Here is a 16202-nt window from a genome sequence, read left to right as displayed (position 1 = left end):
CAATGATTAGTCATTGAGATTTTTTTGTTTTTATACAATTCTGTTTTTAGAAACTATTTTTATACCTTTATTTTAAAATTTAATAATGAAAAAAAATATTATATTATTAGCTCTTATATTTATAATCTCATCTTGTAAAAGCGATAAGAATAATGTTTTAAATGATGTTTCAACGAAGCATGATAAGATAGATTTGGTTAACAATAATAATACAAAAGAAATGACAAAGGAAACCGTAACATTTCCATCTTTAGATGGTTTAACTATTACAGCAGATGTTTATAAAGTCGATGATAATCCAATTAGTGTTTTGTTATGCCATCAAGCAGGTTTTAGTCGTGGAGAATATATAGACACCGCTTTACTTTTAAATAGTTATGGTTATTCTGTTATGGCGATAGATCAACGTTCTGGTGACGGAGTAAATGATGTTATTAATGAAACGGCTAAGTTGGCTAAGTCAAAAAACTTAGAGACAGAATATATTAATGGTAAGCAAGATATTATTGCTGCTATAGATTATGTGTATAAGACAAATGATAATACTCAATTATTACTTGTTGGAAGTTCTTATTCTGCGACTTTAGCAATGCTAATAGGAGAGAAAAACAATAAGATTAAGGCAGTTGCAGCTTTTAGTCCAGGAGAATATTATAAAGGAATGAATATTCAAAATGAAATTAAAGATTTAGATAAACCTACTTTTGTTACTGCATCGTTAGGTGAAACAAAAGACTTAAGCACTTTAGTGAGTAAAATGAAAACAGAAAACCTTACGCATTATAAGCCTATCGAAGAAGGGATTCATGGTTCTCGTGTATTGTGGAAATCAACAAAAGGTTTTCAAGGTTATAGAAATGCATTTAAAGCATTTTTAGATACTATTTAAACTTACTTTACACAAAGTCTAGTATTCTTTCTAAAGCCATTCCTCTTGAACCTTTAATTAATAGTGTTCTATTTTTTATCTTTACGGTTTTTAATTCTTCTTTTAAAGTTTCAAAAGAGATAAATTGTTTTGCTCTATGAGATTTATTTTCAGATTCAAAAAAGTTTTCTCCAACTAAATAAATTGAATCGATATTCAAGCTAGTAGATAAGTCTAAAATGGCTTGATGTTCTTGTTTTGCATCTGTTCCTAATTCTAACATATCTCCTAAAAAAGCTATTTTAGTTTCATCTTTTAAAGCACTAAAATTTTCTAATGCTGCTTTCATGCTTGTTGGATTTGCATTATAGGCGTCTAGAATAATTTTATTTGTGCCTTTTTCTATTATTTGTGATCTATTGTTAGTTGGAGCGTAGTCTTCTAAGGCTTCTTTAATTTCATTTAATTCTACATTAAAATATTTCCCAATTATTGCTGCAGCACAAAGATTTGTGAAATTATATTTCCCAATAAGTTGAGAGTTAATTGTAGAATCTTCAATCTCAAAAGAAACAAATGGATTCGCCTCAATAAACTCTATTTTAAAATAGTTAGAATCTGTTTCCGAAAAACCAAGCTTTTTAATATATGTGTTTAGTTTTTCTTTTTGAATGGAGTCATCTGCATTTAAAAATATGTGCTTAGCGTTTTTAATTAAATAGGTGTAAAGTTCGCTTTTACCATTAATTACTCCCTGAATACTTCCAAAACCTTCTAAATGGGCTTTCCCAAAGTTGGTAATGTATCCGTAATCTGGCTTAGCTATGCTGCAAAGAAATTCAATCTCTTTTAAGTGATTCGCTCCCATTTCAACAATACCAATTTCTGTCTCGTTGGTCATTGAAAGTAAGGTTAATGGTACTCCAATATGGTTATTTAAATTTCCTATTGTGGCTGTTGTTTTGTACTTTTTAGAGAGTACAGTATTTATTAATTCTTTTGTTGTTGTTTTACCGTTACTTCCAGTTAAAGCAATTATTGGAATGCTTAAAAAAGTTCTATGGTAAGAGGCTAGCGCTTGCAATGTTTCTAGTACATTATCAACTAAAATAGTTTTGTTCGATGCTTTATGTTCAACTTCATCTATTATAACATAATTTGCTCCTAATTCTATTGCTTTTAAAGCAAAGGTATTGCCATTAAAATTATCACCTTTTAAGGCAAAAAACATATTGTTTTTAGATACTTTTCTCGTGTCTGTAGAAATGCCTTTGCATTCTAAAAAAAGGGTGTGCAGTTGTTCTATTTTCATAAAATAAAAGTATAAAAAAAGTCCTAACTAAACGTTAGGACTTTTAATATTATTTAAAACTAATATTAGTTTTTAGTTTTGTTTTTAGATTTAGATTTAGAACCTACTCTAGACATTGCACATCTAAACCCAATATAGTCTGTAGCCATATTTTGTGGGAAGTAACGTCTTTGTGCTGGGTCTAACCAGTATTCTCTATCTTTCCAAGAACCTCCTTTAAATACACGAGCTTCGTCGTTAATTAAAGATGTTCTTTTACTACTCTTATCCCATTCTCTAATCATATTTCCAGAAGAATCAACTTCTGTAGAATGTTTAGGTGAGTTATACATTTTACTTGTTAGAGCATCCTTTTCTCCTTCTGATTCGTCAAAATCTGCATATCCACGAGAAGAACGTCTATCACCATCTCTAAAGTTACGGTTATCACTTCTGTCGAAGTTTGTTCTTAAGTAAGTTTCATCTTCATCAACAGGAACTTGAGCAATTTCACCAGGTAAATCTCTTGCGATTACTTTTCCGTTTGGAAGTGTATCAAAAACAATCTCATCTGTAGTTACAATTTTAACTGTACCTTCTTCAGTAATAGCATTTTTAGTGTAAACGTTTCCTCTATAGTAGTTGAAATCGTTAAACTCATCATCAACAATAGGTCTGTAAACATCGGCAACCCATTCTGCAACGTTTCCTGCCATATCGTATAAACCGAAATCGTTTGGAGCGTAAGTTTTTACTTGAGCAGTAATATCAGCACCATCGTCAGACCATCCTGCAATTCCACCATAATCACCTTTACCTTGTTTAAAGTTTGCTAATTGATCTCCTTTAATTTTGCGTGTTCCTGAACGAGTGTACTGTCCATCCCAAGGATATTTTTTACGACCTCTATAAACATTATAACTTCTAATTTCAGATAAACCTAAGGCAGCATATTCCCATTCTGTTTCAGTAGGAAGTCTGTATTTAGGAGAAATAATACCTGTCTGTCTAGAAGCATAAACGTTAATTTCTTCACCGTTAGCATCCATTTGAGGTTTTAATTTTCCGCCTCTTAAAATATCTTCATTCCCACCAAAAGTTTGAGTTGGCGCATTAATATAAGTATCTGTACTAAAGTTTGCATCTGCAGTAGCTTCGTATTGGCTATCTTGTTTTAAGTAACCTTCTTGTTGTAATGCTTTTTCCTGAACTCTATCCGATCTCCAGTTTGCATATTCAACAGCTTGAATCCAACTTACACCAACTACTGGATATTGTCCATATCCTGGGTGGCGTAAATAGTTTTCAGTCATTACTTCGTTATAACCTAAACGGTTTCTCCATACTAAAGTATCTGGTACAACACCTTCGTATATTTTTCTAAAATTTTCGTCTTCTGGTGGATAAACTTGCTTAATCCAATCTAAGTACATTAAGTAGTTTTGATTGGTTACTTCTGTTTCATCCATGTAGAAAGACTGAATGTGTTGCTGGTTTGGAGTATTATTCCAATCATGCATTACATCATCCTGAACACGTCCCATTGTAAAAGTACCACCTTCTACAAAAACAGTTCCCGGAGGAGTTTCTTGTTCTTTAAATTTTGTGTTGTATTGAAATCCGCCTTCTTTAGCGTTAATTTCCCAGCCAGTGGCGCTATCTACGTTTGATCCGCCAGATCTACCACAGCCAACCAAGGTAATCGAAACTGCTAATAGCATTAAAATCCTTGATACAATTACTTTTTTCATACTGATACGTTTATGAGCTAATTAAGTTTTTTTTGGAGACGCAATATAATAATTCTACATAACTCTACAAGCTATTTTGTAAAATTAACTAAAAAATAAATACGCTTTATCCCATTTATTTACTATACATCGATTTGTGATTAGTTTTTAGCCGATGTTTTGAATCATTATAACGTCTTATTTTTTAATTTATTATTGTAATTTTGAATCGTTGTTATAAAAATGTTAAAAATGAAATAATAACATTGAAATAATCACGTTATTTAAAGCAATGAAAAAGATATTATTTGGTATTACAGTACTGCTTTGTACTATAGCCTATTCGCAACAGAAGAATTTTAATTTAACATGGAACGCTGCTAAAACCATGAGTACAGATGGTTATAGTATTCAAGTGCCTAGTTTTTCGCCTGTAGAACATTATAGTTTTAGTCTAAACGACGGAGTTAGTTTTGTAGCGCAATGGGATACTAATTCTAGTATAAAAGAGAGTAGTATAACTTTAACTAATGTTAAATATGCTTCCATTTCTACAACAGAATTAAAAGATTTAGATTTAAAAACTATTCCTACTTCTATTAAATATAGTTTAAAAAATGCGGAAGCGAGGGAAGATAAATATGCTTTTTTAACAGTTTCTGCAATAGTGAAAACTGGAACAAATTCTTATCAAAAAGTTACTTCTTTTACAGTTGATTATGAGAATTCTAACTTGTTTTATAGAAATGGTAATAATCAACCAATTTCAAATTCTGTATTAAGTTCTGGGACTTGGTATAAGTTTGCAATAAACAAAACAGGAGTCTTTAAAATGACTAAAAGTTTTATGGATAACTTGGGTATTAATACAAATTCTATTGATCCGAGATCTATAAAAATTTATGGAAAGGGAGGACAAATGATACCTTATTTAAATGATGATAACTATCCTCTAGATCCTATTGAAAATGCAATTAAGGTTGTTGGAGAGGAAGATGGTGTATTTAATAATGGTGATTATGTTTTGTTTTATGGTGTAGGTCCAGAAGGTATTGTAAACGATCCTTTGGTTAATACTAATATTAATCCATATCAAGATGTAACGTATTATTATATAAATATCGGATTTGGTAGTGGTAAAAGAATTCAAAACATGGCAGAGCCGTCAGGTAATGCAACAACAACAATAACTACGTTTCAAGATTTTCAATTTCATGAAATAGATGAGTTTAGCCTTGCTTATGTAGGAAGAAGGTGGTTTGGTGATAAATTAGATATTGAAACTACTAAAATATTCGACTTTAATTTTCCAAACCTTGTAATTTCAGAGCCTGTTAAATTTGTGTTTAATGGAGCTTCAACATCTGGTAATGCCGCAAATTGGACTGTTAGTGTTAATAATAATCAGGTTGCAGCAATTACAACTCCTGGAGTAGATGGGCATAATTATGGTGTTAGTGCAAATTATGCTAATGATATAAGTGTAGATTCAGATAATCTTTCTGTAAAAGTTGAATACGATAAATTAGGAGTGCCAAGTGCAGTAGGTTACATCGATTATATTTCCATAGAAGCAACAAGAGATTTAATTTATAGTGGAAAACAATTTGAGTTTTTTAACAGAGACGCTGCTCAAGATTCTGGAATCGGATTATATAGTATGTCTAATGCTTCTAATGTTTTTGAAGTTTGGGATATTACTGATGAAAATAATATTACTAATAAACTAAATTCAGATGCTACCTTAAGTTTTAAATCAGCTTTAGGAAGTTTGAAAAAATATGTTGCAATTACGGCATCAGATTTATATGAACCTATAAACCCTGGAAACTCTTCAGTTGGAAATCAAAATATTAAAGGAACAATTTTTAACGATAGTCAAGGGAATTTTCAAGACGTCGATTATATTATTGTTACGCCAAGTACTCTTTTAAGTCAAGCTAACCGTTTGGCGCAATTAAATAGGGACAAAAACAATTTAAATGTAAAAGTTGTTACTTTAAATTCTATATATAATGAGTTCAACACGGGTAATAGAGATATTTCAGCAATAAGAAACTTAGTTAGGTATGTATACGATAATGCCAGTTTACCAGAAAATAGACTGAAATATTTATGCCTTTTTGGAGATACTTCATTCGATTATAAATCTAGAGTTTCACCAAATACATATAATACACCCTCATGGCATGCTTTCGATAGTTATAATTTAACAAATTCATTTGTTTCAGATGACTTCTATGGTATGATGGGTTTAAACGAAGGAACCATGGTTACTTCTGATAGATTAGACATTGCTGTAGGTAGAATAATTGCAGATTCACCAACACGTGCAAAGGAGATGGTAGATAAAGTAGAAGTGTATTATTCTGAGGCGGCATTGGGGAGTTGGAGAAATAATTTTATTGCAATCTCAGACGATGTTGATGAAGTTTATGAAAGAACCCTACAAGAAACTACAGACCAAATTGCTGATGAAATCACTACAGAAAAGCCATTTTTAAATGCAATAAAAATTCATGCAGATTCATACCAACAAGAAGCATCGGCAGGAGGAGACCGTTATCCAGAGGTTTCAACTGCAATTTCAAATGCTATTGAAAATGGAGCGCTTGTAGTTAATTATTTTGGGCACGGAGGAGAAGATGGTTGGGCGACCGAGAGGTTTTTTCAAAAACCAGAAGCTCAGGACCTTAGAAACGATTGTAAGTTAAGTTGTTTTGTAACCGTAACTTGTGAGTACACACGATTCGATAATCCGCTTAGAATAACAGCAGGTGAATTAGTATATTGGAATAAAGACGGAGGAGCAATTTCTTTAATATCTACTACGCGTCAAATTTTTGTGTCTGTGGGAGTTGAATTTAATATTAAACTAGAAGAATATTTGTTTTCGTATAGTGATACAGATACTTATTTAGATCATGAATATCCTTCAATGGCCGAAGCACTTAGGTTAACAAAAAACAGTAATAGTATTGCTGGAGTTGGTCAGAAATATTTAGTTTTTTATATAGGAGATCCAGCACTAAAATTAGCATTCCCAAAACCAAATGTTAGACTAACTAAAATAAACGATGTACCAGTAGCTGGTAATTCAGAAGTTTTAGAGGCTTTAAGTTATACTAAATTAGCAGGAGAAGTTACAGATGTTTCAGGAAATTTATTAACTAATTATAATGGTAAAGTTGTTACAACTATTTATGATAAGTTAATACAAAGAGAAACCTTAGGAAACGACAACACCACAGAAGCGGGTTCGTTAATTAAGTTGCAGTATGAAACCTTAGGAGAAGTTATTTTTAGAGGGCAATCTACTGTTACAAATGGAGAATTTGAATTCGATTTTATTGTGCCTAGAGATATTGGAATACCTGTAGGTTATGGAAAAATAAGTTTTTATGCCTCGCGAGAAAATTCAGTCAGTGATGAGTCAGGTGGAGATATAAACGTATTACAAATAGGTGGTATAAATGAAAACGCAGCAGAAGATAATCTTGGGCCTAATATAAATTTATACATGAATGATGAAAACTTCGTTTCAGGAGGTATAACAAACGAGTCTCCAATATTATTGGTGAAATTACAAGATGAAAATGGAATAAATACCGCAAGTGGTATTGGGCACGATATAGTGGCCATATTAGATGGAGACGAAGTAAACCCTTACGTGCTTAATAATTATTATGTAACCGAGTTAGACGATTATACAAGAGGAAGTTTAAGTTATCCTTTTAGAGATTTAGAGCCTGGATTACATACTTTAACAGTTAAAGCATGGGATGTTTACAATAATTCTTCTACTGCAGAGTTACAGTTTAGAGTTTTTAATGAAGACGAAAATCTAGTAATTGAAAATGTGCTTAATTATCCAAATCCGTTTGTAAATTATACAGAGTTTTGGTTTAGTCATAACAGTTCGGAAGTTTTAGATGTTTCTGTACAAATATTTACAGTATCTGGTAAAATAGTTAGAACATTAAATGGTCAAACAACAGGAGTTGGTACAAAATCTACAAGTTCAACATCGAGAGACATCGTATGGGACGGTAGAGACGACTTTGGAGATAAAATAGGAAAAGGAACCTATATTTATAAATTAAAAGTACATTCTAGTGCCACAAATAAAACAGTAGAAAAAATTGAGAAGCTTGTAATCCTATAATAAAAAATTATATTTGCCAAATAAAATTGATTTATGAAAAAGAATATTTTAATAGTAATTGTGTTAGTTTTTACGGCCTATGGTAATGCGCAAAGTTCATTTCTAGTAGAGCCTTATCAAGATACACGAGTAATAACAACAGGTATGCCGTTTCTTTTAATAGCACCGGACGCTAGAGCTGCAGCAATGGGAGATATGGGAGTTGCAACTTCGGTAGATGCATTTTCTCAAAAGTGGAACCCAGCTAAGTATGTTTTTTCAACAGCAAAATCAGGTATCTCATTAAGTTATACTCCATATTTAAGTAAGTTGGTAAATGACATAGGTATTGGTTATGTCTCTTATTTCAATAGAATAGATGAACAAAGTGCTTTTGGAGCTAGTTTAACTTATTTTAGTTTAGGAGAAATAGAGTTTGTTAAAGATGAAAATTCTACTCCATTAATTCAGAAGCCAAATGAGTTAGCTTTAGATCTTTCATATAGTTTAAGGCTAAGCGATCAATTTGGTATGGCTGTAGCAATGCGTTACTTGCGTTCAGATTTAAAATTACAGACAGAAGATGGTCAAGATTTAAAAGCCGCAAGTACATTTGGTGTAGATATTACAGGTTACTACCAAAGTGAAGAAGAGGCTTATAACGACTTTAATGGTCGTTGGAGAGGTGGTTTTGCTCTTCAAAATTTAGGGCCTAAATTTAACTACGACGAAGGTGGACAAGAAAATTTCCAACCAACAACATTACGTTTAGGTGGTGGTTTCGATTTTATTTTCGATCAATACAATAAACTTGGAGCAACAGTAGAATTTTCTAAATTGTTAGTTCCAACTCCTCCAGTTCTTGGAAAGAGAACAGAATATACAGAAAGCGGAGAGAACGAAGGTTATCAAGCAGGAGAAGATGTGTTGATTGCTGTAGATAATGATTATATAATAGACGGTCAAGATAATGATGTAGATTTTATGTCAGGTATTTTTCAATCTTTTGGTGATGCACCAGGAGGAGGAAAGGAAGAGTTACAAGAGTTTACTTATGCGGTAGGTTTAGAATACTTATACCAAGATTCTTTTGCATTTAGAGCTGGTTATTTTAACGAGCATGAAACAAAAGGAGCACGTAAGTTTTTTGCCTTAGGAGCAGGATTTAAATACAATGTTCTTAATCTAGATTTATCATATTTGTTCTCTGCATCAAAAGTGCAAAGTCCATTAGAAAGTACATTACGTTTTTCTTTAACGTTTAATCTTGGAGAAGGAGAATATACAGAATATTAAAATATAGAATATTTTAAAAAATAAAAACTATTGCCCAAAGCAATAGTTTTTTTGTCTAAATTAATTTGTAGTTTTTTAATTAGAATTATATGAAAGAAGTAATAATAGAATCTAAACTTTATGTTTTCGATACTTTAGAAGATACACCTAAAGATATTCAAAGTTTAATGCAAAATGCAATAGAAGCAAGAGATAATGCTTACGCTCCTTATTCAAGGTTTCACGTAGGTACAGCAATATTGCTAGATAATGGTGAAATTATTTCTGGTAGTAATCAAGAAAATGCTTCTTATCCTTCTGGATTGTGTGCAGAGCGAACAGCTATTTTTTATGCAGGAGCTAAGTATCCAAAAGCAAAAATTGTAAAAATGGCTATTACTGCGGCGTCTCAAAACCAGAAAACAAGTGCGCCAATTCCGCCTTGTGGAGCTTGTAGACAGTCTATTGCAGAATACGAAACAAAGCAGGGAAGTGCTATAGAAATCTATTTTATGGGAGAGATTGGCAAGGTTATGAGATCTAACTCATTATCCAATTTATTACCTTTTGGTTTCGATTCATCAAATCTATAACGTTTTCGTAAAAAAAATCTTGAAATCATATAACATTAGTTAATTTTCACTTTTGGTAAACCAATACAAAGTGTTACTTTTGTTAGTGAAACAATTTTTTAAAATTGATTAATTGAACGAATATCAATTTTAAGTGGTTTTTAATTTATAGAAAAGAAACACCAAAAATGCAAAAAATAACTAAAGAAGTATACCTTAAATGGTATGAAGACATGTATTTCTGGAGAAAGTTTGAAGACAAACTTGCTGCAGTTTATATCCAACAAAAAGTTAGAGGATTCCTTCATTTGTATAATGGCCAAGAAGCAGTATTAGCAGGAGCTTTACATGCAATGGACTTAACAAAAGATAAAATGATTACTGCATATCGTAATCACGTTCAGCCTATAGGTATGGGAGTAGATCCTAAACGTGTAATGGCAGAATTATTTGGAAAAGCAACAGGAACTTCTCAAGGTTTAGGTGGTTCAATGCATATATTTTCTAAAGAACACCGTTTTTATGGTGGACATGGTATTGTAGGAGGTCAAATTCCATTAGGAGCTGGAATGGCTTTTGGAGATAAATACCACGATCAAAATGCAGTAACTATTTGCTGTTTTGGTGATGGAGCAGCAAGACAAGGTTCTTTACATGAGACTTTTAACTTAGCAATGCTTTGGAACTTGCCAGTAGTATTCGTTTGTGAGAACAATGGGTATGCTATGGGAACAAGTGTAGAGCGTACAGCAAACCATACAGATATTTGGAAATTAGGACGTGGATACGAAATGCCTTCTGGACCTGTAGATGGAATGAATCCTATTAAAGTTGCCGAAGCTTTTGATGAAGCGATTACTCGTGCAAGATCAGGTGGAGGTCCAACTTTCTTAGAAGTGAAAACATACCGTTATAGAGGTCACTCAATGTCAGATGCTCAGCATTATAGAACAAAAGATGAAGTAGAAGAATACAAGAAAATAGATCCTATTAAGCAGGTTAAAGATATTATTCTTAAAGAAAACTACGCTAGCGAAGACGATTTAAAAGTAATCGATAAGCGCGTTAAAGCATTAGTAGCAGAATGTGAGAAATTCGCAGATGAATCTCCATATCCAGAAAAAAGCTTAATGTACGATGTGGTATACGAGCAAGAAGATTATCCTTTTATAGATCACAAAATAAAATAAGCTATGGCTGAAGTAATAAATATGCCGCGTTTAAGCGACACAATGGAAGAAGGCACTGTAGCAAGTTGGCTAAAGAAAGTAGGTGATAAAATTGAAGAAGGTGATATTTTAGCTGAAATTGAAACTGATAAAGCTACAATGGAATTTGAGTCTTTTAATGAAGGAGTCTTATTACATATTGGTATTCAAGAAGGTGAAACAGCAAAAGTAGATACACTTTTAGCTATTATAGGAGACGAAGGTGAAGATATTTCTGGATTATTAAGCGGAAGTACTACTGAAGCTAAAGCTGAAACTCCAAATGAGGATAAAGCTGAAGCTACTACGGAGAGCAAAAGCGAAACTCCTAAAACAGAAGAAGCATTACCAGAAGGTGTTATAGTAGTAACTATGCCACGTTTAAGTGATACAATGGAAGAAGGAACTGTGGCAACATGGTTAAAACAAATTGGAGATACTGTAGAAGAAGGTGATATTCTTGCCGAGATTGAAACAGATAAAGCTACAATGGAATTCGAATCTTTTCAATCAGGAACTTTATTGTTTATAGGTTTAGAAGAAGGAGCTTCAGCAAAAGTAGATTCTTTATTAGCTATTATTGGTCCTGCAGGAACAGATGTTTCTTCTATTGCTAAAAACTTTCAGGTAGAAGGTTCTTCAGCTAAAAAAGAAGAAGTGCAAAAAGAGGAAGCTCCAAAAGAAGAGACTCCAAAAGCAGAAGCAAAGAAAGAAGCGCCTAAGCAACAAGCTAAAGCAACTGCTTCTAATACAAATTCTGGTAGATTATTTATTTCTCCTTTAGCCAAAAAGATGGCCGAAGAAAAAGGTATTCAACTTAATCAAGTTAAAGGTTCTGGAGAAAACGGACGTATTGTAAAACGTGATATCGAAAACTTTACACCATCTGCATCAGGATCTGCTTCAACAGCTAAATTTGTTGCAACTGGTCAAGAAGATTTCGACGAGATACCTAACTCAAACATGCGTAAAGCAATTGCCAAAAACTTAGCGAAGTCTAAATTTACGGCACCACATTATTATTTAAATGTGGAGTTTGATATGGAAAATGCAATAGCGTTTAGAAAACAATACAACTCTGTACCAGATATTAAAATTTCTTATAACGATATCATTGTTAAAGCATGTGCTTTAGCCTTAAAAGAGCATCCGCAAGTTAACTCTCAGTGGTTCGATGATAGAATGAAATTAAACAATCACGTACATATTGGTGTAGCAGTTGCTGTACCAGACGGATTGTTAGTGCCTGTAGTTAAATTTGCAAACGAGCAAAGTTTACCTCAAATTGGTGCAGCTGTTAGAGAATATGCTGGTAAAGCAAGAAGCAAAAAGTTAGCTTTAGACGAAATGGAAGGTAGTACATTTACTATTTCTAATTTAGGAATGTTTGGTATCGATAGTTTTACATCTATCATTAATCAACCTAATTCTGCTATTTTATCTGTTGGTAATATTGTTGAAAAACCAGTTGTTAAAAACGGACAAATTGTAGTTGGTAATACTATGAAATTATGTTTAGCATGTGATCATAGAACGGTCGATGGAGCAACAGGAGCTCAGTTTTTACAAACATTAAAAGGGTTTATTGAAAATCCAGTAACAATGTTAGTTTAAGCTAATTTTGATTAAATTGACTAATCTATTATAAAAAACAAATTAAAATGAAGAACATTAAGGCTATAGTACTAATGACGTTTCTTTCGTTATCAATGTTAATTGGTAATGCTCAAAAAAAGAAAGTTGCAGTAATTACTTTTTATGCAGATAAAACTATTGATTTATCCGCATTAAGCGCCTCGGCAGATTTAATTGCTAAAAATACGAAGCTAAGTGATGATCCAGATTTTAATTTAACAGAGCCACTAAAAAAACTGCATACTGCCTTTTTTAGTGAATATACTAAGAACTTCGATTTCGAAATTATAGATGAAAAAGAAGTATTATCTAACGAAGTTTACAAAGAGTTTGTTCCAACTTATCAAGAAGGATCAAATTTTTTAACAAATGTTGAAACAACTACTGCCATAGAGGGTTATAATGTAATTCCTTCTTACAGAAAAAATGTTAAAGATTTAAAGGTTGTAGCAGAAGCTTTAGGAGTAGATGCTATTATGTTTGTTAATCTATCATTCGGGTTTGTTAAAACAGGAATAGGAAGCATGGGATATGTTAGCGTACAAGCTAGATATGCTATGGATCTTTATACTAAAGATAATAATAGTATTTTTCAATTTAGAGAAATTGCAGGTTCGAAAAAGAAAGCAGTAATGGTTGGAGGTATTCCTGTAATGAGTACTAGTAAAATACAACCAATGTGTGAAAGTGCTGTAGAAAAATTGATGAAAGATTTAAATAAAAAAGTACAGCGTTTAGCAAAAAAAGCAAATAAGAAAATGAAATAGGTATCAACCTTTTTTATGTACATATTAAAAAGCCTGAATCAAGAATTTGATTCAGGTTTTTTTTATCTTTAAACTCTAATAAAATAGACAAATGAAAATACTAACTACTTTAGGTGTAATGGCCTTATTTATAGGTTGCGATTCAGCAAAAAAGACAACAACAGAAACAAGTGCAAGCACTACAATTGAAACTGTAGAAACTAATGCTCCAGTTAAAACAATAGATTTTGTTAACGCAGCAGAGCTTAAAGAAATGGTTTCTTTCTTGGCTTCTGATGATTTGAACGGTAGAGATACAGGTAGTGAAGGTATAGAAGTAGCAGCAAGTTATATAGAAACTAAGTTTAAGTCTTACGGTTTGAAGCCATACTTCGAAACATACAGAGATAATTTTGAAATAGAAGAATTAAGCGCCTATAATGTTATTGGTTATTTAGAAGGTACAGATCCAAAACTTAAAGACGAGTTTATTGTAATTGGAGCACATTACGACCATATTGGTACAGCAAAAGACGTAAACGGAGATACTATTGCAAATGGTGCAAATGATAATGCAGCAGGAACAAGTGGTGTATTGTCTTTAGCTAAATATTTTTCTAAAAATAAAACCAATAAAAGAAGTATCATTTTTACAACTTTTACAGCGGAAGAAAAAGGATTATTAGGATCTAAGCATTTAGCTAAAAGATTAAAAGAAAGTAATATTAATTTATATACCATGATTAATATAGAAATGATTGGTGTGCCATTTGTAGATAGAGATTACGAAGCTTTTATTACAGGTTACGAATTATCAAACTTAGCCGAAAAGATGAATGATTATGCTGGTGAAAATTTTATTGGAGCTTCAGATGTGGCTAAAAAATATGGTTTATTTAAACGCTCAGATAATTATGCGTTTTATGAAGAATTTAAAGTGCCAAGTCATACTGTATCATCTTGCGATTTAACAAATTTCGATTTTTACCACCATGTAGACGATGAGGTAGATAAATTAGATTACAATTTTATGGCAGATTTAATAAATAAATTAGCACCAGTTTTAGAGCAAATGGCTAATGCTCCAACACAAGACATTAAAATGAATGAGTAAGAATATAATTATTACAGGTACAAGTAGAGGTATTGGTTTCGAGTTAGTACATATTTTAGCTAATCAAGGACATAATGTATTGGCATTGTCTAGAAACGCACAGCCGGTTAGTAATTTACATTTTGATAATATCGAATCTTTTGCATTCGATTTAAGTAAAAAAGAGGATTACAAAAAAGTAGAAGCGTATGTTACTAAAGAATGGAAACAAGTAGATATACTTATTAATAATGCAGGAGCGCTTTTAAACAAACCATTTGCAGAAACCACAATAGAAGATTTTGAATACGTGTATAAAACTAACGTTTTTGGTGTTGCCGAAATGACGCGTTGCGTTTTACCTTTCATGATAAAAGAAAGCCATGTTGTTACTATAAGTTCTATTGGTGGTGTGCAAGGTAGTGTTAAGTTTCCTGGATTATCTGCTTATAGTTCTAGTAAAGGTGCCGTGGTAACACTTACAGAGCTTTTGGCCGAAGAATATAAAGAAACTGGACCAAGCTTTAATGTATTAGCTTTAGGAGCTGTACAAACCGAAATGTTAGAGGAAGCTTTTCCAGGTTATCAAGCGCCAACATCAGCATTAGATATGGCTAAATACATTGCAGATTTCTCTTTAAATGGGAATAAGTATTATAATGGAAAAATGCTACAAGTAGCTAACTCTACACCTTAAAATTTAGATTTTTAATTTAAACTAGCTTAATTTTTTGGCTAGTTTTTTTGAATAAAGACGTTGTAATTTTTAAACGTATATTAACTATTCTTATAGCTAATATGCGTTTTGTTTTTTATATACTGTACAGTGTGTTGACTAAAAAAAGACACAGTTGTCTTTATCGTTAATCACCAAAAAGAGCATTAGACATTGAGAAATTTATTTTAGATTTCTCTTTAAATAGAGACAGATGCTAGATGTTTTTATAATTTAAACTCTGTTTTTTTGTCATTGTTATTAAAAATACTAGGATAGTGTTCTTTTATATTTTTAATCATAAAATCAAGAGGTACATCATCAAAATGTCCGTAATCGTCTATGTATTCCATAAATCGATTTCCTTTACCATTATATTGCTGTAAAAATGAATTATTTTCTCCATCAAAACTTAATGGCTCAACATTCAGTTTCTCACATAATGATTTGTTAAATGCTGGAGACATTTTTAGCCATTTATTATTGAGGTAGACGTTAACCATTCCGTGTGGTGTCAATTCATTTGAACCAAATTTCTCTATTAATCTTTCTACCGCGATATGATTTTTAACTTTTCCTAAATGTAGTCTTGCAGCGATCCCTAAAGCACGAAGACAAGCAATTAATATTATAGATTTTTCTACACAGTTTCCAGATTGTTTTTCAACAAGATAGCTTGACTTATATTTTTCTTTTGAAAGACTTATGTTATAAGCATCATATTTCCAATTGTCACGTACTTTGGTATAGATTCCTATTGCTTTCTCTTTATTAGATAGAGTATCCGTTTTAAATTCAGATATTAGATTCTGTACTGAATCATTTTCAAAATCAAAACAATATGTAGATTCTAAATATTTCATTCTCGGTTGTGTGTTGTTTATTTTATGCCTAACAGTTAAACTAATATACAATCGTTTTAATG

Annotated in this window: 12 protein-coding genes; 9 read left to right on the top strand and 3 right to left on the bottom strand. The window is 31.9% G+C overall.

Features of this window, described 5'->3' with window-relative positions; genetic code table 11:
• Positions 1 to 85 precede the first annotated feature (85 nt).
• Positions 86 to 889, top strand: coding sequence for an alpha/beta hydrolase (locus ASC41_RS03575; protein ID WP_055435275.1), 804 nt, complete (start codon positions 86 to 88; stop codon positions 887 to 889).
• A 7-nt stretch (positions 890 to 896) separates the two neighbouring features.
• Here the strand turns inward: ASC41_RS03575 and ASC41_RS03570 are convergent, their stop codons facing one another.
• Both ASC41_RS03570 and gldJ read right to left on the bottom strand, forming a co-directional pair.
• Entirely contained in the window at positions 897 to 2180 is a 1284-nt protein-coding gene (locus ASC41_RS03570) for a UDP-N-acetylmuramoyl-tripeptide--D-alanyl-D-alanine ligase (RefSeq protein ID WP_055435274.1), read from the bottom strand.
• Between the two features lie 65 nt (positions 2181 to 2245).
• Entirely contained in the window at positions 2246 to 3916 is a 1671-nt protein-coding gene (gene gldJ, locus ASC41_RS03565) for a gliding motility lipoprotein GldJ (RefSeq protein ID WP_476737417.1), read from the bottom strand.
• A gap of 265 nt (positions 3917 to 4181) precedes the next feature.
• Between gldJ and porU the strand changes: the two genes are divergently transcribed.
• The 8 genes from porU to ASC41_RS03525 all read left to right on the top strand — a co-directional run bounded on the left by porU (position 4182) and on the right by ASC41_RS03525 (position 15259).
• Entirely contained in the window at positions 4182 to 8054 is a 3873-nt protein-coding gene (gene porU / locus ASC41_RS03560; protein WP_055435272.1) for a type IX secretion system sortase PorU, read from the top strand.
• Positions 8055 to 8087: 33 nt separating this feature from the next.
• Positions 8088 to 9329: a type IX secretion system outer membrane channel protein PorV gene (porV, locus tag ASC41_RS03555; RefSeq protein WP_055435271.1), complete on the top strand. Its 1242-nt coding sequence runs from the start codon at positions 8088 to 8090 to the stop codon at positions 9327 to 9329.
• A gap of 89 nt (positions 9330 to 9418) precedes the next feature.
• Complete coding sequence (gene cdd, locus ASC41_RS03550) at positions 9419 to 9901, top strand: cytidine deaminase (protein WP_055435270.1); 483 nt, start codon at positions 9419 to 9421, stop codon at positions 9899 to 9901.
• A 167-nt stretch (positions 9902 to 10068) separates the two neighbouring features.
• Complete coding sequence (pdhA, locus tag ASC41_RS03545; protein ID WP_055435269.1) at positions 10069 to 11070, top strand: pyruvate dehydrogenase (acetyl-transferring) E1 component subunit alpha; 1002 nt, start codon at positions 10069 to 10071, stop codon at positions 11068 to 11070.
• A 3-nt stretch (positions 11071 to 11073) separates the two neighbouring features.
• On the top strand, positions 11074 to 12702 hold the full coding sequence (locus tag ASC41_RS03540) for a pyruvate dehydrogenase complex dihydrolipoamide acetyltransferase (RefSeq protein WP_055435268.1): 1629 nt from the start codon (positions 11074 to 11076) through the stop codon (positions 12700 to 12702).
• A gap of 47 nt (positions 12703 to 12749) precedes the next feature.
• Complete coding sequence (locus tag ASC41_RS03535; RefSeq protein ID WP_152971409.1) at positions 12750 to 13490, top strand: hypothetical protein; 741 nt, start codon at positions 12750 to 12752, stop codon at positions 13488 to 13490.
• 91 nt (positions 13491 to 13581) lie between these two features.
• The gene (locus ASC41_RS03530) at positions 13582 to 14583 is read left to right on the top strand and encodes a M28 family metallopeptidase (RefSeq protein WP_055435266.1); all 1002 of its coding nucleotides are present in this window, start codon (positions 13582 to 13584) and stop codon (positions 14581 to 14583) included.
• Positions 14576 to 15259, top strand: coding sequence for an SDR family NAD(P)-dependent oxidoreductase (locus tag ASC41_RS03525; RefSeq protein WP_055435265.1), 684 nt, complete (start codon positions 14576 to 14578; stop codon positions 15257 to 15259). The genes ASC41_RS03530 and ASC41_RS03525 overlap by 8 nt, the downstream gene beginning before the upstream one ends.
• A 245-nt stretch (positions 15260 to 15504) precedes the next feature.
• Here ASC41_RS03525 and ASC41_RS03520 read toward each other — a convergent pair whose 3' ends face one another.
• Positions 15505 to 16140 carry a transglutaminase-like domain-containing protein gene (locus tag ASC41_RS03520; RefSeq protein WP_055435264.1) on the bottom strand — a complete coding sequence of 212 codons (636 nt, stop codon included), beginning with the start codon at positions 16138 to 16140 and terminating at the stop codon, positions 15505 to 15507.
• Positions 16141 to 16202 lie beyond the last annotated feature (62 nt).

Origin of the sequence: Lacinutrix algicola, assembly GCF_001418085.1 — a bacterium.
Lineage (GTDB): Bacteria > Bacteroidota > Bacteroidia > Flavobacteriales > Flavobacteriaceae > Lacinutrix > Lacinutrix algicola.
Note: the sequence above shows the minus strand (reverse complement) of the source record. Positions and strands in the feature narration are given on the sequence as shown.